At 48.1% G+C, this 23,651-nt stretch carries 15 protein-coding genes and 3 pseudogenes; 14 read left to right on the plus strand and 4 right to left on the minus strand.

The window, feature by feature from the left end; all coding sequences use genetic code 11:
* Positions 1 to 31: 31 nt before the first annotated feature.
* The 3 genes from A8709_RS11735 to A8709_RS11745 are packed head-to-tail and all read right to left on the minus strand — an operon-like array spanning position 32 to position 2,918.
* Positions 32 to 835 (minus strand): 3'-5' exonuclease, encoded by an 804-nt coding sequence (locus tag A8709_RS11735; RefSeq protein ID WP_065852522.1) that lies wholly within the window; start codon positions 833 to 835, stop codon positions 32 to 34.
* 49 nt (positions 836 to 884) lie between these two features.
* Positions 885 to 2,096: an MFS transporter gene (locus A8709_RS11740; RefSeq protein WP_244163159.1), complete on the minus strand. Its 1,212-nt coding sequence runs from the start codon at positions 2,094 to 2,096 to the stop codon at positions 885 to 887.
* A 27-nt stretch (positions 2,097 to 2,123) separates the two neighbouring features.
* A complete protein-coding gene (locus A8709_RS11745; RefSeq protein WP_065852524.1) occupies positions 2,124 to 2,918 on the minus strand; it encodes a helix-turn-helix domain-containing protein in 795 nt (264 codons plus the stop codon).
* Positions 2,919 to 3,048: 130 nt separating this feature from the next.
* On the opposite strand from A8709_RS11745, the gene A8709_RS11750 reads away from it, so the two are divergent.
* From A8709_RS11750 to A8709_RS11770, 5 genes and pseudogenes are all read left to right on the plus strand, one after another.
* Entirely contained in the window at positions 3,049 to 3,888 is an 840-nt protein-coding gene (locus tag A8709_RS11750; RefSeq protein ID WP_065852525.1) for a phytanoyl-CoA dioxygenase family protein, read from the plus strand.
* A gap of 233 nt (positions 3,889 to 4,121) precedes the next feature.
* A pseudogene (locus A8709_RS34065) lies at positions 4,122 to 5,723 on the plus strand (hypothetical protein); the annotation flags it as partial.
* A 1-nt stretch (position 5,724) separates the two neighbouring features.
* Positions 5,725 to 7,039: pseudogene (locus tag A8709_RS35655) on the plus strand (collagen-like protein); the annotation flags it as partial.
* A gap of 101 nt (positions 7,040 to 7,140) precedes the next feature.
* The gene (locus A8709_RS34495) at positions 7,141 to 7,644 is read left to right on the plus strand and encodes a hypothetical protein (RefSeq protein WP_065852527.1); all 504 of its coding nucleotides are present in this window, start codon (positions 7,141 to 7,143) and stop codon (positions 7,642 to 7,644) included.
* A gap of 642 nt (positions 7,645 to 8,286) precedes the next feature.
* Positions 8,287 to 10,095, plus strand: a complete 1,809-nt coding sequence (locus A8709_RS11770; protein WP_208607669.1) for an exosporium glycoprotein BclB-related protein — start codon at positions 8,287 to 8,289, stop codon at positions 10,093 to 10,095.
* 64 nt (positions 10,096 to 10,159) lie between these two features.
* On the opposite strand, the gene A8709_RS11775 is transcribed toward A8709_RS11770, so the two are convergent.
* Positions 10,160 to 11,887, minus strand: a complete 1,728-nt coding sequence (locus A8709_RS11775) for a sigma-54 interaction domain-containing protein (protein WP_065852529.1) — start codon at positions 11,885 to 11,887, stop codon at positions 10,160 to 10,162.
* Positions 11,888 to 12,118: 231 nt separating this feature from the next.
* Here A8709_RS11775 and A8709_RS11780 point away from each other — a divergent pair, with 231 nt between their 5' ends.
* From A8709_RS11780 to A8709_RS11820, 9 genes and pseudogenes are all read left to right on the plus strand, one after another.
* A complete protein-coding gene (locus A8709_RS11780) occupies positions 12,119 to 13,033 on the plus strand; it encodes a proline dehydrogenase family protein (RefSeq protein ID WP_065852530.1) in 915 nt (304 codons plus the stop codon).
* Between the two features lie 66 nt (positions 13,034 to 13,099).
* Entirely contained in the window at positions 13,100 to 14,671 is a 1,572-nt protein-coding gene (gene pruA / locus A8709_RS11785; RefSeq protein ID WP_065852531.1) for an L-glutamate gamma-semialdehyde dehydrogenase, read from the plus strand.
* A gap of 405 nt (positions 14,672 to 15,076) precedes the next feature.
* The gene (locus tag A8709_RS11790) at positions 15,077 to 16,162 is read left to right on the plus strand and encodes a lactonase family protein (protein WP_065852532.1); all 1,086 of its coding nucleotides are present in this window, start codon (positions 15,077 to 15,079) and stop codon (positions 16,160 to 16,162) included.
* Positions 16,162 to 16,476 (plus strand): MGMT family protein, encoded by a 315-nt coding sequence (locus tag A8709_RS11795; protein ID WP_065852533.1) that lies wholly within the window; start codon positions 16,162 to 16,164, stop codon positions 16,474 to 16,476. Before A8709_RS11790 ends, A8709_RS11795 begins: the two co-directional genes overlap by 1 nt.
* 185 nt (positions 16,477 to 16,661) lie before the next feature.
* Positions 16,662 to 17,306 (plus strand): annotated as a pseudogene (locus tag A8709_RS11800) (transcriptional regulator).
* Between the two features lie 340 nt (positions 17,307 to 17,646).
* Positions 17,647 to 19,401 (plus strand): sensor histidine kinase, encoded by a 1,755-nt coding sequence (locus A8709_RS11805; RefSeq protein ID WP_065852534.1) that lies wholly within the window; start codon positions 17,647 to 17,649, stop codon positions 19,399 to 19,401.
* A gap of 1 nt (position 19,402) precedes the next feature.
* Positions 19,403 to 21,013 carry a response regulator gene (locus A8709_RS11810; protein WP_065852535.1) on the plus strand — a complete coding sequence of 537 codons (1,611 nt, stop codon included), beginning with the start codon at positions 19,403 to 19,405 and terminating at the stop codon, positions 21,011 to 21,013.
* A 112-nt stretch (positions 21,014 to 21,125) separates the two neighbouring features.
* Positions 21,126 to 22,544, plus strand: a complete 1,419-nt coding sequence (locus tag A8709_RS11815; protein ID WP_065852536.1) for an ABC transporter substrate-binding protein — start codon at positions 21,126 to 21,128, stop codon at positions 22,542 to 22,544.
* Between the two features lie 87 nt (positions 22,545 to 22,631).
* Positions 22,632 to 23,534 (plus strand): carbohydrate ABC transporter permease, encoded by a 903-nt coding sequence (locus tag A8709_RS11820; protein WP_065852537.1) that lies wholly within the window; start codon positions 22,632 to 22,634, stop codon positions 23,532 to 23,534.
* The last annotated feature ends 117 nt before the right edge of the window (positions 23,535 to 23,651 follow it).

Below are 23,651 nucleotides of genomic sequence, written 5' to 3' on the forward strand. Positions count from 1 at the left end.
CGATCACATTCAAATCAAGGCTCAACCCGCGCTACTGCGAAGCCGCAGTATCTGTCACACTAGCCGCTGTTCCCGCGGCTTTCACCTGTGGCTTCGCAACTTCCGCGGCGAAGAGGGTTTGCATTTCGGCGACTTTTTTGGCGTCGGCGGCTTCGATTTTGTCAGCGAAGTATTTCTCGACGAATAGCTCCCAGGTTGGCACGACTTTTTGTGTCTTGATGGTTTTGACGGCAGTTTTGATCAAACGGCGTTCCTTCGCGTTGGTGTACATATCCACATATTGCTGCTTACGCTCAAAATCAAGCTCTGCAAATATCGAGCGGAACACTTCCGCCGTCATCTTGGCATCATCCAACGCGCGATGGGCGGAGCCCTCTGCGACGATGTTCAGATCAGCAAGTGCGGCTTCGACGCTGACGTCGTTCGTTACTTTTTTGAAGCGGGTGAACCCCTTCAGTAAGTCGAAATAATGAGCCGCCATCCAGTAAGCATCATCGAGCTTATGCATTCGTGTATCGAAGACGATGCGTTTTAAATCCTCGCCACCCCAAGTAACTAGCAGCAGTTCTTCGCTTCGTCCAAGCCAGTCCAAGAAATCGGTAATCACCTTGCGAAAGCCTGCAGCTTCATCAATATCTTCCTGGGGAATGCCTGTTTTCTTTTTAATAAAACTGTTCAATTTAGCGAAATATACGGGTTTAATCAAAGCTGAGAATTCATCGACAGTCTGAAGCGAAGCGTCTAGACGAACAGCGCCAATCTCGATAACCTCCATGGGGAGGTCGCTGGCGAATTTGCGGCCGTTGAATTCGATATCTAATATAATGTAGTCCATGATGCGGGCCCCCGTTTCGTCTCTATCTTTTTATTTTAGCAGAAAATGCTTAGGTTGCCAGCCTCTGTTTCCGATAGACCGTCCGCAGCACTAAACTGAAGATAAATCCAGTGAGCGACATGAACGATACGCCGTAATAAAGTTGCTGTCCGCCAAAAGATTGATAGAACCAGCCGCCTACATAAGAAGCGACGATGCCCGATATGCCGAAGAAGATGATGGCTAGTACCGTTTGTCCAGTTGCCCGCCATTCTTCCGGCACAATTTGGTATAAATATTGAATCGCAGCGGAGTAGAAGATCGGGAACGTGAACGTTTGGAGAAGCTGGATCGCAACAAGTACATGAGGGTCAGTTACCCAAGCGCTAATTAGAAAGCGAATGAAATAAAACAAGGCAGCGAATGAGATGATCGCTAGTTCTTTTCCTTTTCGAAGCCACCAAAAGCTTAGTGCAAATACGAGAATCTCACTCCCCGCCGCTAGGAAAAAGGCTATGCCGACCAAGTGGTTGCTGCCGCCTAACTCACGAATGTACACCCCTAAGAACGTATCGTTAATCCGCTGGGGTACTGCGCAAATGAAAATGAGTATCATAAACCAAATGGTCTCCCGGTTTCCTAGGAAATTACGCAGACTTCGTAAGGAGATCGGCTTCCCAGTCACAGGAGCATCAGGTAATGCGAGTCCGATGATTAAGCTCATCACACCAATGCCCCCGAAGAGATAGGCTAAGCTGTGAATACCAAAGTACTGAGCGGCATAACCGACGACCAAGGACATGACTGCATAGCCAACCGCGCCAAATGTACGTATGGACCCATAACTTGTCCCCACAGCTTCCGCAGTTTGGAAATTCAGGCTTTCCGTCAGAGGATCTAGCGGCATTAAGAAAAAGTAGAGCAGCATGGTAAAGAGGAGCAGAATGATGAAGCTTTTGGAGTCATATAACAAGTAGCCGATAATCGTCGAGCAGAAGAGGAGGAGTAACATCACTTTCTTAATAGTTTTCGTCCGATCACTGATCATCCCCCAGAGCGGCTGGGAAAAGATAGCGATGAAGCCGCCTGTCCCAATAATGAGGCCAATTCGCGATGTGGAAAGTCCCTGTGCGTCGAGATAAACAGGCAAAAATGACACGAAAAGAGCGAGTAATGCAAAGTACATAAAGTTAAATGCACGTAATAAATTGGATGAATTCATGATGACCTGACCTTCCTTGATGAACTTGCGCAATGCTGTCGTAAAGATACATTTTATCACGAGCTGTCAACCTTGCAAAAAAATTAATCAGTTTCTGAGCTCGGACGGGTTCGTACCGGTGACTTTTTTGAATTGGCGGCTGAAGAAATAAATACTGCGATAACCAAGTGCCTCAGCCACCTCACCCACATTCATGCCAAGTTTCAGCAGATAGGTGGCGCGTTCAATTCTTTTTTGAATGAGAAAGGATTCGATCGTTTGGCCCATAATATCTTTGAATTTTAAGGAGAAGTAGCGTGGAGACAAGTGAGCTTGCTGCGCGAGTTCTTTAATCTTGTACTGGCGACCTGGATCTTGCCGAATGTGGGCTGCAATGTCCATCATAACGCGGTTCAAGGAGCGTTTGGCAGGATCACTTAGAGATTGATGGGCAGGAGTTTGTCGTTCAAAAAGCAACAAGAGCAGCTTCAGTAAAGTCTTCGATTCTTCCTCATGACCATAAGCGTCTGTTAGACGCATGTGGACAAACCGATCGAGATAGGCCTCGTGAAATTCGGCAGGATCGAAATGCACGAAGGATGGCAGCGATATCGGGAGTGTGAGATCACCTTTCGTAGCAAAGTGAATAAATGTAACCGTTAACGGTCGCTCAGGATTGTGTCTGGCGCTCGATAAATCCCCAGGTTGAAAAAGAAAGCAGTCACCCGCACTAACGTGGTATTGTTTTGTATTTAAAGTGACCTCCCCCTCACCATCCCATACATACCAGAAATCAAAGTCTTGGAAGGGCTCGTTCCCACGGTTCCATTTCCAATTGACCTCACAGTTGACTTTGCCGAAAAATTCGTTGAGTACGAGCTCTTGATTAACGAAAATAGACATGCGTAAAAAACTCCTTTCTATGTAAAATAGTGCAAATTCTTATGTGGTTTGATGCATTTATCTTAGCACTTTCTGTTTCTATAATAAAGGTAGTGAATGACGAATTGTTTAAATTGTGGAGGTGTCCATATTGGCCAAAATAGAACCTGTATCTTTTTCGCCTGAAGTGATTTCCGCTCAACTGTATCGCTACGATCGGATCGCGGATAAAGTTGATGGTTTTGCGAATTGGAGCGAAGAGCAGCTATCGAATTACCGAAGAGATGGATTCATCGCTGTTGAGCACGTAGTAGATGAAGACCAAATTGCACAGTCGAAAGAGGCTCTGTATGATCTGATTTTCAAAGATGATAAAGGTGCACACATTCAGTTCACGAAACCGAAGAGTGAGTTGCATACGGATGAAGAAAAGGAATTAGCTGTTAGGAAAGTGCATGATTTCGTTCAAGTGGACGAACGTTTGAAAGCGGTTGCGGAACATCCTGCCATATTGGCGATGGTTCAAGATATTTTGGGTGAAACACCGCGGCTTGTTCAAGATATGGCCTTACTCAAACCGCCTCATGGTGGAGGGGAGAAGCCATGGCATCAAGATATGGCGTATGGTCCATTGGCTTTTACGAAAGCCGTTGTTGGTGTCTGGATCGCCTTAGATGAAGCAGCGCTAGATAATGGTTGTATGCACGTCATCCCCGGCTCCCAAGCGGATGGGGCTACGCCGCATTATGCGATCCGGGACTGGCAGCTGTGTGATGCTCAAGTTCAAGTTGAGAGGGATGTCGCCGTACCGTTATTGCCTGGAGGACTACTATTGTTCCATGGGTTACTCAAGCATGGGACGCCTTATAATCTATCTACCAAAAAGCGCCGTGCGCTGCAATTTCACTATGTAGGGGAATCGGCTGCCAAGTTGACGCCGAAGGAGTACAAGCTCTTTTTTACAAATGAAATGAGCGGGGCTGAGTGTTGAGATCAAATGTAATAGGAAATCTAAATTAATAGAATTGTAGCAGTCCTCTTTCCACCAATGTGGGTAGAGGATTTTTTTCTTTTAATGGATACTCTCAGTTATCTGCTTTCTATGTGGACGGGCTAGATAGTCAAAGGCATATTTTCTCATAAGTTCCAATCTATTACCATTTTGCACAATCCAAGATGATAGTTTTACGTATGATGAATAATCAAACCGGAGGTGGTAAAACCATGGCAGGAGAAACAGGCGCAACAGGCGCAACAGGAGCAACAGGAGCGACCGGAGCAACCGGTCCTACTGGTGCAACAGGCGCTACAGGTCATACAGGGGCAACAGGATCAACTGGCTTTACTGGAGCTATTGGATCGACAGGATCCACAGGTTCTACAGGTACTACAGGAAGTAAAGGTGTTACAGGACCCATAGGGGCAACGGGAGCTACAGGAGCAACGGGATCAACTGGAGCAACAGGAGCAACAGGAACTACTGGATCTAAGGGTGTAACTGGTCCTATCGGAGCAACGGGAGCAACAGGAGCAGTAGGCGAAACCGGTGCAACCGGCGCGACAGGGTCAACAGGTGCTACGGGTCATACGGGCGGAACAGGAGCAACAGGAGCAACAGGATCATTAGGCGAAACCGGTGCAACCGGCGCGACAGGGTCAACAGGTGCTACGGGTCATACGGGTGGAACAGGAGCAACAGGATCAACAGGATCAACAGGTTCTACTGGAGCTACTGGTGCCACGGGAGTAGGAACAACTGGAGCAACTGGTGCAACAGGAGCAACAGGGCCAGGAGTAGGAGCAACAGGACCGACAGGGCCAGCAGGTGTAACAGGGCCGACAGGGCCAATAGGTCTTACAGGAGCAACTGGACTTGCGGGAGCAACAGGTGCAACAGGAGTAACGGGGCCTACAGGATCAACAGGATCGACAGGAGCAGTAGGGGTAACAGGACCGACAGGAGCTACAGGAGCGACAGGATCCACAGGATCCACAGGACTTGCAGGAGTAACGGGGCCGACAGGAGCGACAGGTGCGACAGGATCGACAGGAGCAGTAGGAGTAACAGGACCGACAGGAGCCACAGGATCGACAGGAGCAACAGGACTTGCAGGAGTAACTGGGCCAACAGGAGCAACAGGACTTGCAGGAGTAACGGGGCCGACAGGAGCAACTGGGGGTACAGGAGCAACTGGAGCAACAGGAGTAACGGGACCGACAGGTGCGACAGGATCCACAGGATCGACAGGAGCAACAGGATCGACAGGAGCAACAGGATCGACAGGAGCAGTAGGAGTTACGGGTGTAACTGGAGCAACGGGAGTGACTGGACCGACAGGAGCAACTGGGGGTACAGGAGCAACTGGAGCAACAGGAGTAACGGGGCCGATAGGAGCAACTGGGGGTACAGGAGCAACTGGTGCAACAGGAGTAACGGGACCGACAGGAGCGACAGGTGCGACAGGATCGACAGGATCGACCGGAGCAGTAGGAGTAACAGGACCGACAGGTGCGACAGGTGCGACAGGAGCCACAGGAGCCACAGGATCGACAGGAGCAGTAGGAGTAACAGGACCGACAGGAGCCACAGGATCGACAGGAGCAACAGGACTTGCAGGAGTAACGGGGCCAACAGGAGCAACTGGGGTTACGGGTGTAACTGGAGCAACAGGAGTAACGGGACCGACAGGAGCAACTGGGGTAACGGGAGTAACTGGAGCAACAGGAGTGACTGGACCGACAGGAGCAACTGGCGTAACTGGGGATACGGGTCCGACAGGGACAACAGGAGTGACAGGCCCAACGGGAGCAACTGGGGTTACAGGANGGGGCCAACAGGAGCAACTGGGGTTACGGGTGTAACTGGAGCAACAGGAGTAACGGGACCGACAGGAGCAACTGGGGTAACGGGAGTAACTGGAGCAACAGGAGTGACTGGACCGACAGGAGCAACTGGCGTAACTGGGGATACGGGTCCGACAGGGACAACAGGAGTGACAGGCCCAACGGGAGCAACTGGGGTTACAGGAGCGACAGGTGTCACAGGAGTTACCGGTCCGACTGGAGCAACAGGAGTGACTGGACCGACAGGAGCAACTGGCGTAACTGGGGATACGGGTCCGACAGGGGCAACAGGAGTGACAGGCCCAACAGGAGCAACGGGGGTTACAGGAGTGACTGGTGTCACGGGAGTTACTGGCCCAACAGGAGCCACTGGCGTAACTGGGGATACGGGTCCGACAGGGGCAACAGGAGTGACAGGTCCGACGGGAGCAACGGGGGTTACAGGAGCGACTGGTGTCACGGGAGTTACTGGCCCGACAGGCCCAACAGGAGCCACTGGCGTAACTGGGGATACTGGCCCGACAGGGGCGACAGGAGTGACAGGCCCAACGGGAGCAACGGGGGTTACAGGAGCGACTGGCGTCACAGGAGTTACTGGCCCGACAGGAGCCACTGGCGTAACTGGGGATACTGGCCCGACAGGTGCAACAGGAGTAACAGGAGTAACTGGCCCAACAGGAGCCACAGGGGTTACAGGAGCAACAGGAGCCACAGGGGTTACAGGAGCAACTGGCGTCACTGGAGTAACAGGAGTAACTGGGGTTACTGGAGCGACTGGTCCAACAGGCCCAACAGGAGCAACTGGGCCAAGTGTGCTTACAGAATCATTTTCAGCATTCAATTCCAACTTATCCACTGCGGCTACTACTCAAATCGCTAACTGGTCTGTGGCAAATCCTTATTACAATGCAACGACATTTAATCCGACAACTGGAAATTTCACAGTTCCAGCGACTGGAACATATCAATTTGAAGCTACACTCAACTATTCAACTACAGCGACATTATCCATTTCTCTAGGTGCAGGAGTGAACCCAGCATTTGTAATCCGAAGAACTTCCCCAACGGTTACTGACTTAATTACGGGATTGTTCCCAATCTTGGACGTAAACGTTGCACTCGTTTTAAATCTAAGAGCAGTACTCGGTGATGGAGTTGTAACACTAACAGGCGCACTTGATCTAACAGCAGGAGATGTAGTTGGACTCTTCTATGTAGCAAATGGATTAACGGTTTCCCTCAATTTAGGTGGAAACACATCGGCTGGTATGTACTGGTCTGTGTTCCGTATCGTATAAAAATGAGTTAAACAAACCATTCAAAAGGCTCACTAACGAGACTGTTGTTAGGTTGAGCCTTTTGATTTTTTATAAGAAACTGTTCGATAGGAGGAGTCTGAATGCGCCCCATGAACCGTGGGAGGAGGAGTCTCACATATAAGAAAAAAAGCATAAAAAAATACACAGAAAAAGACAAAGATAAAGTCAAAGACAAAAACAAATATAAAACCAAAGATAAACTTAATCAAAAGAAAAGAAAGAAAATTGTTGTTAAAGATGAAACTAAAGTTCAAAAGAATGTACGGAGACCTGGTCTGCGATGGGAATTAATGAAGCAGCAGGATTTTTTTGATCAACTGGACGAATCTGAGCAAGCAGTGCAACCAGAGCAATCGGGAGGATTGGAGCAAGAAGAGCCACTGGAAGTTATGGAGGCACTGATAAGACAGGTGCGACAGGGTCAATTAAAGCTAAAAGAGTTAAGGGAGTTACGCGTCTTAATGGAGCAACTAGATCAACAGTTACAACTGGAGCATTTTGAGCAACGGAAGACCGATAGAGAGCAGGTCCAACAGCTTTCAGATGAGCACATGGGTGAACACGAGCAACCAGACCTTCAATAGCATATATAACTGTCAAAACTAAGGCAATTAACATAATTTCAGTGCAGCTAGTACCGCTTTTTAAAATTGAGATCGGGCTCTAGCAGCTCGAAAATAATTGAAAGACTGGTCAGGTTAGATCAGTCTTTTTAATAGTTTTACAGGTGGGTTTCAATTTCTCCGCATTAAAATTATTTCAAGAAATAGGTGAGTTATTCAGTATCGTTCATGGCTAAAAAAGTAAGCTAATAGGCATCAGCCAACATGTCTGCACGAGAAGGTCGATGTTGTAGAACTTTGCTTTATTTACATATATAGTCAAAAGCGTATTTTGGGTATAGACGAACATACTTTGCCAGAACACACAGACATTTAACACCGGTAATCCGTATGATGAAGAATCAAATAGGAGGTGTTGTAATGAGTCAAATCGTTGGCAAAAAGAAAAAAGTTTATATTTCCAAAAAACCTTCCCTCTCTAAGAAATCCAATCTATCTATTAAATCAGTTAGTGGATGTGGATGTAAAAAGAAAAAGAAACAACACAAAAAACATGTACATCATGGTAAACATGTTTGTTGCAAATTTGTTATCGTGAAAGGTGTACGCAAATGTAAAGTAGGTCCAAGAGGCCCTCGTGGTTTTAAAGGTGCAAGAGGAGCAATGGGGCTACAAGGTGCGACAGGAGCAACCGGAGCGATGGGGTTAATGGGTGCGACTGGAGCTACGGGAGCAACTGGGGACCCTGGTGCAAAAGGAGCTACGGGAGCAACCGGATCGACTGGTGCAACAGGAGCTACAGGGCCAAAAGGGAAACACGGGGACGATGGTGAGCGTGGACCGAGAGGTTTTGCAGGTGCAACGGGAGCTACAGGTGCAACGGGAGCAGCAGGTGCAACAGGAGCAGCAGGTGCAGGAGTTACGGGAGCAACAGGAGCCACAGGATCAACAGGATCAACAGGATCAACAGGATCAACAGGGGCCCAAGGTTTAGCAGGTGTTACAGGAGCAACCGGAGCAACGGGTGCAACGGGATCAGGAGCAACAGGGGCAACGGGTGCAACAGGATCAACAGGATCAACTGGTGCCACGGGTGCGACAGGACCGGGAGTTGGTGAGACTGGTCCAACGGGGGCTACTGGAGCGACAGGAGCAACTGGAGACCCTGGTGAGGCGGGTGCTACAGGTGCGACGGGAACAACGGGAGCCACAGGAGCAACGGGTACAACAGGAGCAACGGGAGCAACGGGAGATTTAGGTGACACGGGTCCTACAGGTGCGACGGGAACAACTGGTGATACAGGAGCAACAGGAACTACAGGAGCAACGGGAGCAACCGGAGATCCAGGAGATACGGGTCCTACAGGCGCAACAGGCGCAACCGGATGGACAGGAGCAACAGGAACTACAGGAGCAACGGGAGCAACTGGAGATATAGGTGACACGGGTCCTACGGGAGCAACCGGAACAACAGGTGACACAGGAGCAACCGGAACAACTGGAGCCACAGGAGCAACAGGAGATCCAGGTGAAATGGGACCTACTGGCGCGACAGGAACAACTGGAGCTACAGGAGCAACCGGAACAACAGGATGGACAGGTGAAACCGGTCCAACAGGTGACGTAGGTCCAACAGGTGCAACCGGAACAACTGGTGCAACAGGTGCAACCGGAGCAACAGGATGGACAGGTGAAACAGGTCCAACGGGTGACATAGGTCTAACAGGTGCAACCGGAACAACTGGTGCCACAGGTGCAACCGGAGCCACAGGATGGACAGGTGAAACAGGTCCAACGGGTGACATAGGTCCAACAGGCGCAACCGGAACAACGGGTGCAACTGGAGCGACAGGAACAACGGGAGCAACCGGAGAAACAGGATTAGTTGGTGCTGATGGAGCAACAGGAGCAACCGGAACTACAGGAGCAACTGGAGCAACAGGTGAAAACGGTTCAGGTTCAATCATTCCTTTCGCTTCCGGAATTCCAGCTGTATTAACGACAGTACTTGGTGGACTGGTAGGAACGACATCACTTGTTGGGTTTGGTAGCAGTATTGCAGGTGTCTCCGTCTTAGGTGGTAGTATCGATCTTGCGGGAGGACCAGCAGCATTACTCAACTTCTCTTTCTCCATGCCGCGAAGTGGCGTCATTTCTTCGATTGCCGCTTATTTCAGTACGGTAGTAGCTTTGAGTTTGGTTGGGACAACGATGACTATTACTGCGCAATTATATGAATCAACGACACCAGATAACATTTTCACACCGATTCCAGGAGCCGTTGTTACTTTAGCGCCTGCATTAACGGGTCTTATTAGCATCGGAGACATTTCCAACGGGGTAACTACAGGCTTATCAATCCCAGTTGCAGCACAAACACGCTTATTACTCGTTTTCTCAGCTACAGCTACTGGCCTTACTCTCATCAATTCCATAGCAGGATATGCAAGTGCTGGTCTGGAAATTGTGTAAGTAATAAATCAAAGAAGGGCTTACCAAGTTCATTTGGTAGGCCCTATTACTTTGAGATTAAGTCTCATTCCATCGAAAATTCTTTCATCTTATTATATAACGTGCCTCGCGAGATCCCGAGCAGCTTGGCTGCTGCACTCTTATTCCCAGCTGTTTTGGTTAAGGCTTCTTCAATCAAGGAGACCTCATCTAGCTCATCGCTTTTATCTTTGAGAGAAATACCCGAAGATTCTACTTCATGAACTAGACTCGGCTGTTGCTCCTGTAACCCAGAAGGGAGTTGATCTAACGTAATAACGTCATCCTCATTCAAAATCACACAGCGCTCGATCACATTTTTCAACTCCTGAATGTTGCCAGGCCAGTCATATTGCGTGAATGCCAGAATGACTTCTGGCGATAGCGTAGGTGCCGGTTTCTGATAATGCATAGCAAACTGTTTGAGATACATATGAACCATCGCTGGTATATCCTCAATGCGCTCGCGCAGTGGGGGAATCCGAAGGGAAACAACATTCAGCGCATAATACAGGTCCGAACGAAATTCATGCGTTGCTAGTTTGCTGGCAAGATCCTGCGTGGTCGCAATGATGATGCGCGTACGTACATGGATAGATTGACTGCCTCCCGAGCGGACAAGCGTTTGCTGAGTGATGTACAAATACAACTTGGCCTGAAGCTCTAGCGACATTTTCTCAATATCATTAATAAATAATGTACCCTCTTTGGCTTGTTCTAATTTACCGGGTTGTCCACTTTCACTTCCGCTAAAAGCTCCGCCTTGATATCCGAATAGTTCGGTTTCTAGAATGCCTGCTGGCACAATACCACAATGCACTGTGATAAAAGGCTGCGCCGACCGCGTGCTCGATTGATGTATGATTTGCGCTAACTGTTCCTTCCCAACACCGGACTCACCAATTAAGAGGACAGGTGTTTCGGTTGCGGCGACCTTTTTGGCCCATTGGATGACCTTGCCGATGGCCGGCCCTTTCCCTTTGATGAGGGCAAAAGGGTCCTCTTGCGACGCCTGTAAAGGAAGTCCGACGGACTCGACAGTTGTCAATTGTTCGTTCAATCGCACCAACTGGGTGATATCTTGTTCAGTCGCGATTCCGCCAATGATTAAGCCCGCGGCATCTTTGATAGGCGAAGCATTGATCAGAACATGCGTGTCCGGTCTTGGACGGTGATAGGTATTCCGGACGAGCCGGCCTTCATCTAACATTTTCAGAACCATTAAGGTTTCTACGTCAAAATGCTCTCCAATTCGCTTACCAATAATATCAGCTCGAGGCAGGCCATATAGCTCTTCTGCGACAGGGTTCCAGCAGATTACGGCACCTTCCCGATCTACGACAGTCACGGCGTCAGTCACTGTATCAGCTAGCGCAGCGAAGTAGGCGTGCCACTTTTGACTTTCTTTTATCGTATAAGCAGCAAAATCAGATAGAGTAACGTACCCGAGGATGTTGTTTTGATCATTTGTACAAAGAAGGGTACGTGTCAACACTCGAGGTATCTCTTGTGATTGGACATGAGCCGAGAGCGTCGTCAAGTTCTGCAGGTGAGTATGGAAAAAAGTATTGGATTTCAATAATGACTGTACCGTTGTTGCTGGAAGTGACATCAGAAGATCAGCGTCCCCTGGTATAAAGAGAGCGAAGCCAGCTTCGTGTTGGATGAGTGCGGCCGTCCCATTTTGAATAAAAGCAGTTAGCTCTGGGAGAGATGTCTCTATAGGAAGTGTTTGAAAGCAAGTGTTCAATGGAAAGTGTTCAGGAATGAACATGTTAACCCTTCTTTATCCGCGATATTTGGTATTAATTTACCATGAAAAGGTAAGTGATTCAACACATGATGTCCCTCTTTTGAATATCGTACAGATATGGAGGGAATTAAGGGTGATTGTACAAGTTCATAAAATATTTTGAACAAATAGTGTTCAAAATAGAAAAATAGTTGTATAATTTGAATATAAATTAAACATAAGTGTTCAAATTCTACTTGGAGGCAACCACAAATGGAACTTATGATGCGAAATATGTTTCAATCCCTCGGCAAAAGTCGCGCTGCCAATCGCTTAGCAAAGAAATATGGGCTTCGTTTTGGTGCAGCACGTTTTGTAGCTGGTGAGACCATACAGCAATCAATCGATGCGGTACGTGGTTTGAATCAGGATGGCCGTGTAGCGACGTTGGACCATTTGGGTGAGTTTGTTTTTAGCGTGGAAGAGGCGTTAGAGTCTGCTGCGATGTGTATCCAAACCCTCGACGCGATTGCAGAGTCAGGCGTTCGCTCTAATTTGTCCCTGAAGATGACCTCACTGGGATTGGATATCAACCGAGAGCTTTGTGTAAGCAGCATGAAGCGGATTCTGGATCGGGCTCGGATGCATGGGAATTTTGTGCGGATTGATATGGAAGATTATGCGCATTGTCAGGTTTCCCTCGATATTTACCGGGAGCTGCGTCAAGAGTACGACAACGTCGGGATTGTGATTCAAGCCTATCTCTACCGCACCATGCAGGACATTGGGGATTTACATGCGTATGGTGCAAATTTACGACTAGTGAAAGGCGCGTATAAGGAGTCTCCAGAGGTTGCTTTCCCTGAGAAAAGTGCAGTCGATGAGAATTACAAGGCTATTATTCAAAAGCATCTGATGAACGGACACTATACAGCGATCGCCAGTCATGATGAGGCCATAATTCAGTTTACGAAAGCATTTGTACGTGAGCAGGGGATTTCGAATGATCAGTTCGAGTTTCAAATGCTTTATGGGATCTGTGAAGAGCTTCAGAAGCAATTGGTGCGTGAAGGTTATCGGGTCCGTATTTACGTACCGTATGGCGTGGATTGGTTCGGTTACTTCATGAGAAGGTTGGCGGAGCGTCCAGCGAATGTCTGGTTCGTGCTCAAGAATATGTTCAAATAAAAATAGAAATCAGATTGAGCGTAACCCCATATAACTTAGCTTTCTATTCAGAGAGGAGCCAATAAAATGAGTACACTAACAACGAAAATTTTGCCATATGCGAACGAGCCGTTCACGAATTTTGCGCTTGAGGATAATATGAAGGCCATGCAAGCGGCGATTGCGACAGTGAAGAGCGAGCTCGGACGGGAGTACCCACTATATATTGGTTCTGAGAAGGTGATGACCGAGGCGAAGATTACGTCAATTAATCCAGGGAACGTGGATGAGGTGATCGGGTACGTCAGTAAAGCGGATCAAGCTTTGGCTGAAAAAGCGATGAACACCGCACTCGCAACGTTCGAGTCCTGGAAAAAAGTTCCCGCTAGAGAGCGCGCGGAATACTTATTCAAAGCAGCAGCACTGATGCGTGCGCGCAAGCATGAATTCTCGGCTCTCATGATCCTCGAATCCGGTAAAAACTACGTAGAAGCGGACGTTGATACTGCGGAAGCGATCGATTTTATCGAGTTCTATGCACGCGAGATGATCCGTTTGAGTGAGATCAATGAAACGCAGCCATTGGTGCGAATACCTGGTGAGAACAACCAAATTTCGTATATCCCGTTGGGAGTTGGCGTCGTGATTCCGCCTTGGAATTTCCCGCTTGCGATTTGTGTAGGAATGACGGTTTCTGCCGTTGTATCGGGAAATACAGTACTATTGAAACCAGCATCCACGACACCGGTGATCGCGCATAAATTCGTCGCGTTGATGGAGGAAGTCGGACTTCCTGCGGGCGTCATCAACTTCATTCCAGGCAGCGGCGCTGAGGTTGGCGACTACTTGACGACGCATCCGAAGACGCGTTTCATCTCCTTCACCGGCTCCAAAGAGATCGGCTTACGCATCAACCGATTGGCTGCTGACGTGGCGCCAGGTCAAATATGGATTAAGCGCGTCATCGCTGAAATGGGGGGCAAAGACGGCGTCGTCGTCGACGAAACGGCGGATTTGGATGCAGCCGCGGCTGCGATTGTGGCTTCGGCTTTTGGCTTCCAAGGGCAGAAATGCTCCGCAGGCTCCCGCGCTATCATCGTTGAGTCCGTCTACGATGAAGTGGTAGAGAAGGTCGTCGCGTTGACGAACAGACTGCAAAGCGGTCTGCCGGAGGAAAACTTCGCGGCAGGTCCTGTCATTGATAAAGCATCTTATGAGCGTATTCTCGACTATATCGAAGTTGGCAAAAGCGAAGGAACCCTGCTTGTCGGCGGGGGGAAGGCCGAAGGGAATGGTTACTACATTCAGCCGACTGTGTTTGGCGATGTGAGCGGCAAAGCACGGTTGATGCAGGAGGAGATTTTCGGACCGGTGTTGGCGATTGCGAAAGCGACGGATTGGCAAGAAGCCATTTCGATGTACAACGACACAGAGTTCGGCTTGACAGGATCCTATTTCTCCAGCGATGAAGATCGCATCGCAGAAGCATTGGAGACGGTGCACTGCGGTAACCTGTATATCAATCGCAAATGTACAGGCGCGCTTGTCGGCGTGCACCCGTTCGGCGGGTTCAACATGTCGGGTACCGACTCCAAAGCAGGCGGCTACGATTACTTGATGCTGCTGACGCAAGCGAAGCTGACATCGCGTAAAGTCTAGGGATTCAGACGTCCTGCTTGCGAGCAGGCGAGAATGTTGGATGGAACCTCACTTCAGGGATGAAGTGGGGTTTTTGAATTGAGCGAGTTTTAACCCAGCCTGCATGCCCCGATAGCAACTTTTCCGTACGCAACATGTAGGGGAACTAGGATGCACTATCTCTGCATTTTAGGGCTGTTTTTGGACCAGAAGGAACGACGGTGCGCTATTTCGGTGAAATTGGCGTGTTATGGCCATTTTAGATAAGAATAATGCATCCTCGTTCCCCTTGTCTCACTATCTGCCGTTTTGGAGGTTGATAGTGCACTGACGTTCCCCCGATATTGCCTCGCACTGAAGAGTTGCCCCAGATGGATGAATTTGAGATAATGCTCATAGTAAATTAGATGAATGGGAGCGACAACCATGGACACGCAGCAACAATCGAAACAAACTTTAGCCTTTATTGGTTCTTACGCCGATGCCAAGAATCCAGGGGTATACACGGCACAATTTAATACAGAAACAGGCAGCTTAACGCTTACTCATAACGTAAATGGACTACAGAACCCAACCTTTCTAGCTATCGACGCTGACAACGGCAGATTATACGCACTTGGTGAAGGCGTTGGCGATGAAGGTCAGAAATGTGGAGCTGCTAGCGCCTACACGATTCATCATGAAACAGGCGAATTATCGTTACTCAATAGGGTAAACACACTGCCTGCGACAACTTGTCACATTCAGTTGGACAATACGAATCAAGTAGTAATGGTTTGCAGCTATCACGGCGGCATGGTCGGATTATCTCCGATTCTAGCAGATGGACAACTCGGATCCTCCGCCGATATTCAGCAGCATCATGGTGCGAGTCTACTTTCTGTTCAGGATCGGCCGCGTGCACATTCCGTTTTCGTAGATCGGTCGAATCGCTACATCGGTGCCTGTGATTTGGGCCTAGATAAAATCATACTATACAAGCTAGATCTCACTGCTAAACGTTTAGTATTACATAATGAAGTGTTGGTTGCACCGGGTTCGGGGCCGCGCCATTTTGCCTTCCATCCTTCATACAAGTACGGTTACGTCATCAACGAACTTGGCTCAACAGTAACTGCTTTCAGCTATGATGAGGAACAAGGACAATTGACAGAGATTCAAACCATTCCAACCTTACCAGCCTCCTACGATGGCGAAAATGGTTGCGCAGACATCCACGTTTCCCCAGATGGACGTTTCTTGTATGGATCAAATCGTGGACACGATAGTATCGTTGTTTATGCGATTGACGTGCAGACTGGTAGACTCACTGTCGTCGAGCATGCATCGACACTTGGCAAACATCCGCGTAATTTCGGACTTTCACCTGATGGGAAATTCATACTTGTCGCGAATAAAGACTCCGATAATATCGTGAGTTTTGCCCGTGATGAAGCGACAGGAAAACTGATCCCGACGGGTAGTATCCTTGAAATGTCACAGCCGGTATGCATCAAGTTTCTTACCGTATAATGACACCTTTTACAGAGAGGGTATTAGAAGTTATTCGATCCATTCCTGAAGGCAAAGTGATGACCTATGGTCAAGTTGCGCATGAAGCTGGTAGTCCGAGGGCAGCTCGACAGGTTGTACGAATTCTGCACGCCATGAGCCGCAAACATCGTCTCCCTTGGCACCGAGTTCTCAATGTTCGAGGTCAAATTGCGATCCAAGATGATGAGGGTGCACAGTTGCAGCGGTTTTTATTGGAATCGGAAGATGTCCATGTTACGGATGAGCTTACGGTTTCACTGGCAGACTATCAAGCTCAACCTGAAGAGGGATGAAGATTAGGCACTTCAATTACTGCTTGGCTTGACATGACCTTAATCTAGTATACGAATAGCCATTATCATATAAATGGTTGCGAAGCACGCGCCGTTCTTATCATGGTTTCTGAGGAGTTTCTCCTTTCAGAGATTGTGGAGAGAGTGGCGTTTTGTTTTGTGTCTACATAAGGAGCGTAATTTCAATGAAATTCGAGCAAGCTTTCGAAGCATTTATGGCCAAACAACTTGCAGAGGAGACCAATCCGCGCAGACGGGAACGGCTCGAACGTGGATTAGGACATGCGGAGATGGAATTCCTCCGATCCATTTGGTATCCAAAGGTCGGTAATTTCAACGATCTGTATCCTGAATGGGAGGTTCGTGACTTCGCCAATGGCTATCGTTAAATTGATTATGCCTATATGCCTGGAGAAGCGAAAGGCGCAATTGAAATCCAGGGTTACAGTTCGCACGCAAGAGATCTTGATCTATGGCGATTTAAAGATCTTTGCCTCCGACATTCCCACCTTGCTCTAGATGGTTGGCTGGTTCTTCCGATCGCTTACCCCTCCATTGTCGAAGCACCGAACCAGTGTCAACAGCTCATACTTTCGCTTATTGGTAAGTTTATCGCAACTGACGTCCCTCCGACATTACCTTGGTTAGAGAGTGAAGCGATTCGTTTTGCTCGGAGGAAATTTCGTCCGTTCACAGCCCCAGAACTCTCTGAACATCTGAATGTGAGCAAAAGACACGCTAGAACTCTATTACATAAGTTGTGTGATAGGCAGCTATTGGTTGTTGCGAGTGGCAAGGAACGTGCGCGAAGCTATATGCTCCACTTGTAACTGTCCCAAAGGAACGTCGGTGCGCTATTACTTGCAACATTAGTTAAAAGTGAGGCTGTGGGGAACCAGAATGCCCTATTTTATCGAATTTAGCTAAATTTACACCAAATAGCTGAAATAGCGTACTGTGGTTCCCTTCGAGCTCGAAATTAACCAATATCGCTCAGTTAGCGCATCCTCGTTCCTTCTCATGTTGGTGGGACGAAAATTTGGGGCTGGGAGGCTGCTATTTGCTACTTAGTGGCTTTTGAGCGCAATTCACCCCTTTCCTCACAGAGGAAAATACTGTATCCCTTCTGTAAGCGTTTGCGATACAATATGCGCTAGGGGGTGCATGCTGATGAAAGCCATGCTGTACAAGCTCACGCTGAAGAAGCGCATGTGGGTGTCATTCGTTCTGCTAATTGCCTTCTCAATCGCGGCAACTGGGGGGCTGTCTTACTATATAAGTGCTCGCGTAATCGAGCGCAATACGTTTCAGCTTAGCCAGGATAATCTAAATACGTCGGCGCGTGTTCTTGATGAGAAAGCGAAGCAAATTCTCGTTTCGGTGTTAAATATAATGATCTCGCAGCCGTTTGTGCAAATGGCGAAGGATTCTGCCGCAGGCAAGAAGGACGGCTATTACGGTCATATGACCGCGATGAACTCGGCGTTCACGCAGGCGAAGCTGGCGGAGCCGTCAATCGAGTCGATTTTCATCGCGACGCCGATCGGTGAGTTTTATTCCGCTAGCTACTATAGGAATCAAGGATTCTCATTCTACGATTCACCGATGTACGAGAAGTCGCAGACGACCAAAGAGCCCTTCTGGGTCGAAGGGCATGAAGATCTTCTTTTTCAAGGCAAAGACCGCGTTATCTCTTTGGTGATGCAGTCGATTAGCGATACGCCGAACATGTATTTCGTTGTGAATTTGAACGAGAAGGCGATCCAAAGCATACTGTCGGACCGGCTCGCCGAGCAGGCGAATAACAATTTATTTCTAATCAATCGTAATGCTGAAAGCGTTTTAATGAACCAGCCAGCCCTACCCAAAAGCTACGATAAAGCCTTCTTAGAAGAGCATATCGGTACAAACTCAAGAGGGCATTTCGAGGTGGGCATAACGGCACATAATGATTTAATTAACTACGCCACCCTGCAATTCAATCCAGACTGGCTGCTGCTCAGCGTACAATCGAGATCTGATCTCCTCAAGGATTTGGGATGGATTCAATGGACCACTGGCATCATTATGCTCGTCTGCATCATCATGGCGGTACTCGTTTCGAATCTACTTTCGGCCATTCTTCTGAAGCCGCTCTATCATCTCCAAATGCTGATGAGCAAGGTAGGTCGCAATGATTTATCAGTCCGTTTCAAAAGCAACTATCAGGACGAAGTAAGTCAGGTAGGTCACAAATTCAACAGCATGCTGCTTGAAATAAATGAACTTATCGACGAAGTGAAGGAGGCAGAACGAGAGAAACGAAAGTCCGAAGCCAAGGCGTTGCAGGCACAGATTTCACCTCATTTTTTATACAATACACTCAATACAATTATTTGGAAAATGGAAACTGGCGAGCTGGATAATTCCAAGTCGATGGTCATCGCTTTATCTCAACTCTTTCAATTGGGCCTCAATCATGGGGAAGAGTGGACGACAGTAGAGAAGGAACTCCTGCATGTTCGCCAGTATTTGACGATTCAGCAGCTGTGTTATGAGGAGCTTTTTGACTTTGAGATTGTGCTGAGCGATGACAGTATTCATTCCCTGCCCATCATGAAAATTATGCTGCAGCCGCTCGTTGAGAACAGCTTACTTCACGGATTTGAACATATGGAATCCGGTGGGAAAATTCGCATCGAACTCAAGACAGAAGGTAATCAACTCCACATTATCGTCGAGGATAATGGTTCAGGCATGGATGCGGATAAGCTGCAGTCCAGCTTGCTGCAAGCCACAAATACAGGCAAAAAAGGCTACGCCCTACGAAATGTGTATAACCGATTGCAACTGTATTATGGCGGTGAGGCAACGATGGTTCTTTCAAGTGAGCCTTATGAAGCGACAAAGGTGAATATCACGATTCCGATTAAGGGGGAAGTCTAACATGAAAGAGACGGAAATAACACTCTGTGTGATCGACGATATCAAAAGTGTGGTCCGAGGTATTGCCGATTTGATCCAAATCGACACACACGGTGTGAAGGTGGTAGGTACAGCGGGGAACGGGGAAGACGGCTTGCAAATGGTCCTTGAGCTCCGGCCGGACATCGTCCTGACCGATATTAGGATGCCTCGCATGGATGGACTGGAGATGACCAAAGCGATCATGGCGGTGCTGCCCAATTGCAAGGTGATCATGCTCAGCGGCTATACCGATTTTGAATATGCGCAGCAAGCGCTGCGATTAGGGGCTTTTGATTTCATTGCCAAGCCGTTTCTCAAGACGGCGATCGAGGCCGTTGTTCAGAAAGCGAAAGAGCAGATTGAGCTCGATCGGGTTCGTTTTGCCAAACAAAGCGAAATGGAACGTCAGATCAAGGAGAGCATGCCCCTTCTGCGACAAGAATATTTACATCTTTTGCTGCGATACAACGCCAATGAGGCGAGGTTGAAGGAGCGCTGGGATTATTTGAAGCTGGATCTAGACCGAGAGCGGCTCATTATTATGTGCATTGAAATCGATGGCTTTGCAAAGCAGGTCGATACGCATAGCATTCATGACGTCGAGCTAGCCCGTTTCGCTGTCAAAAACATTTTAGAAGAAACGCTCGCCTCCGTCACGAAATCCATCGTGTTTCGGGAGCAATTGAGCGGCTTTATTTGTTTGCTAAATGTGCCTCCATACATGGAAATGGTTACCCTTGCCGAGCAATGCCGAGAGCACATGTTGAACTATTCGCGTTACACAATCTCTGTAGGCGTAGGGCTGGAGGCAATAACGATTCATGAGCTGCCTATGTCGTATCAACAGGCTGCGGAGGCTTTGTCCCACAATTTCTATACAGGGGGAAATAGTGTTTTCTTTTATGAGGACATACAACGTCCTGTTTCGTCTCGTCCTCGGCATGGCGCGGAGCAAGAGAAAGAGCTGTTCAACTGCTTGCGCATGGGGAATCCAGAGAAGGCCCTGCCGCTGCTAGCGAGCATCGTACAGGGCTACTCGGGCGTGCAGCCAAGTGATATGACGAGTGTATGCGTGGAGTTGGGACTGTTGATGTATCGGATTTTTGCAGAGAAAATAACAGAGCCTAGTGGAATAGACGAGTTGACAATAAAGCTGGATATGTTGAAAAAAGGGGAGCGTTTGACGCTCCGTGAGCTGAATGGCTTATTGCAGCAGTTAGCCACAGTAGGTTGCGAATGGATACAGAAGCAGCGTGAACTGGAGGCTGACTCGGTGATCACCCAAGCGATTCACTATATGAAAGCAAACTTGGATAAGAACGTAACGGTTAATGATTTGGCGAAGCATGTTTATTTGAGCGGGAGTTATTTTGCGAATCTGTTCAAAAAGGTAACCGGCACGACCCTCATCCACTATATGACGGGGCTGCGTATTGAGCGCGCGAAAGAGATGCTGCTCGAAGACGATAAGCAAGTACAGGAAGTAGCGATTCTTCTCGGTTACGAGGATCGTTCTTACTTCACAGACGTGTTCAAGAAGCATGTCGGGATGACGCCAACCGAATATAAGCAAGGTTATAAACCTGTTTAAAACCATCATATTTTCCTACTGGAAAGTGGTTTTACCCTCCTCACAGCTAGAGCGAATTCACTTACACTTTAAGAGTAAACACATGGGAAAAGAAAAGGGAGGCCAACCATTTATGCGTAAGAAACCGTTTCATATCGTTGTATCTGCGGCTCTGTTAGTCACTTTGTCTGCTTGCGGGAGCAGTAAAACAACAGATACAACAGCTAGTTCTGCAGCCTCAACAGCAGCACCCTCAGCAGCAGGTACTGCAGCACCAGCAACAACAGGGCCCAAAACAAAGTTAACTTACTGGACCAACGACCGGGGTGCATCGGATCATATTAAAGCGGAAATCGCGAAATATAATGCCGAGAACAAGGATAATATCGAAGTGGAAGTCACCATCATGGCTGACAATTATGAGCAGTCTCTGGATGTTGCTTTTGCGAGTAATCAAGCACCGGACATCATCAAAACATCAGGATCTAACTTCGCTCCGTTCATCAAGAAAGGCTATCTAGAACCATTGGATACGTACATGTCCCCTGAATTCAAGAACCGTTTCAAAAACTTGATCATCGATGATGGCAATCGCGTAGATAATAAAATTTACTCCTTGCCGAACTATGGGATCACGTGGCGCCTCATCTATAACGTCGATCTTTTCCAAAAGGCCGGTATTGCTGCACCGCCAAAAACGATCGATGAAATGGTTGAAGATGCGAAGAAATTAACGGCAGCAGGTAAAGATATTGGCGCATACGGCTTTGCGGGCAACTTCAAAAATAACGGCGGCTTCGGTCGAACAGCCTCTCCTATTGTTGCTTTGAGCGCAGGGATGTTGGATGGCTTTAACTTCAAAACAGGCAAGTTCGATTTCTCCAGTCAAATCCCGATGCTCGAAGCATTGCGCAAAATGAAGCAAGACGGCAGTATGATCCCTGGCTTTGAACTGCTCGATATTGACCCACTGCGTGCGCAATTTGCTGAAGGCAAAATCGGCATGTACATCAACCATGCAAGTGAACCTGGCGTATTCAAAAATCAATTCCCTGCGAAAATTAAATGGAGTGCAGCGCCGCTTCCAACGATTGACGGCACAGTTAACGGAGCATCTCCTTTCTCGAATGCGACGGTTTGGCTCGCGATGAGCGCGAAATCAGCGAACAAGGCGAAGGCATGGAAATTCCTCGAAAGCATGTACGGACCTGATGTGTTAAAAACGTATCAAGAAGATAGCGTTGGCATCTCCGCTGTTCCAGACGTGCTTGCAGTTGCGAAGAAACCAAGCTTCGCCAACATGGATCTGTTCTTGCCTAACAAATTTGATGCGTTATTCCCAGTCGTGCCAGCAGTTACACCTGAAGGTAAAAATTTGGGGGATGAGGCATTGAGATACATTCTTGAAGGCGGCGATGTCAATAAAATAACGACAGATCTGTCAACACGGTATAATGCTGCTTTGGATAAAGCTCGAAAAGAGGGTACGACTAAGAATCAACCGATGCCAGACTTTGATGCGAAAAATTTGCAAGGCAGCTTAGTTAAATAAGATCACGCTAGACATGGGTGGCTATCTGCTTGCAATCTTTTTAAACGCAGATAGCCCCATGTTCCCCCAGCAGAAAGGAGCCTTGCAATGAACAAACGAAAGCATGCGCTAGCCCCTTATATTCTGACATTTCCGAGTCTTGTGCTGACGTTGGTATTAAGTATTTATCCTTTAGGATGGGCGATGCGCTATATGTTTTACAGCTATCCCGGCTATGGCGCCAAAACGTTCATTGGCTTCGATAATTTCAAACGACTCTTCCATGATGATGTGTACTGGCAATCCGTAGTGAATACTTTGGTCTATGCGGGAGGCAAAATCGTGCTCACTCTGCCAATCGCGCTGGCACTCGCGGTAATTCTAAATGGGACTATGCGAGGACGCAATCTCTTTCGTGCCGTCTATTTTCTACCAACGGTCATTAGTACGGCGGTAATGTCCGTCGTTTTCTACGTGATTTTCAATTCGTATAATGGCATCCTCAATCAATTTCTGATGAAATACGGCATTATCCATTCGAATATCGATTGGCTGGGAACGAAGTTTGCCATGCTTACGATGATCCTCATCGCTGTTTGGGGTGCCATCGGGAATTACATGCTGCTGTTCCTCGCTGGATTGCAAAATATACCGCAGGACGTTTACGAAAGTGCCGCTATCGACGGGGCAAATGGCTGGAAGAAATTCATCAACATTACTGTACCCATGCTCGGACCCGTTTTACAAATGATCGTGCTTCTCGCCATAACGGCTGCGCTGAAGGGCTATGAGAGCATCATGGTGCTGACAGAAGGCGGTCCGATCGGCAAAACAGAGGTCATGTATCTCTATGTATATAAGCTCTTCTTTCCAGTATCGTCGGCTGGTGGCGCTGTTCAGCAGCAAATCGGCTACGGCAGTGCGGTTGGCTTCGTATCCGCTCTCATCGTAGGCGTTGTAACGCTGGGATATTTCTACCTATCCAAACGCTTGAATCAGATTCACGAATAGGAGGAGAGACAGATATGCAGTCGGTTCCATCTCAATTGTCTAATCGCACAACATCAACTAGATCTTCTTATGTCTCGCTGTTGATTGCGAAGCTGGCGGGTAAGCTTCTCCTCTGGG

Origin of the sequence: Paenibacillus pectinilyticus (assembly GCF_001700435.1) — a bacterium.
Taxonomy (GTDB): domain Bacteria; phylum Bacillota; class Bacilli; order Paenibacillales; family NBRC-103111; genus Paenibacillus_E; species Paenibacillus_E pectinilyticus.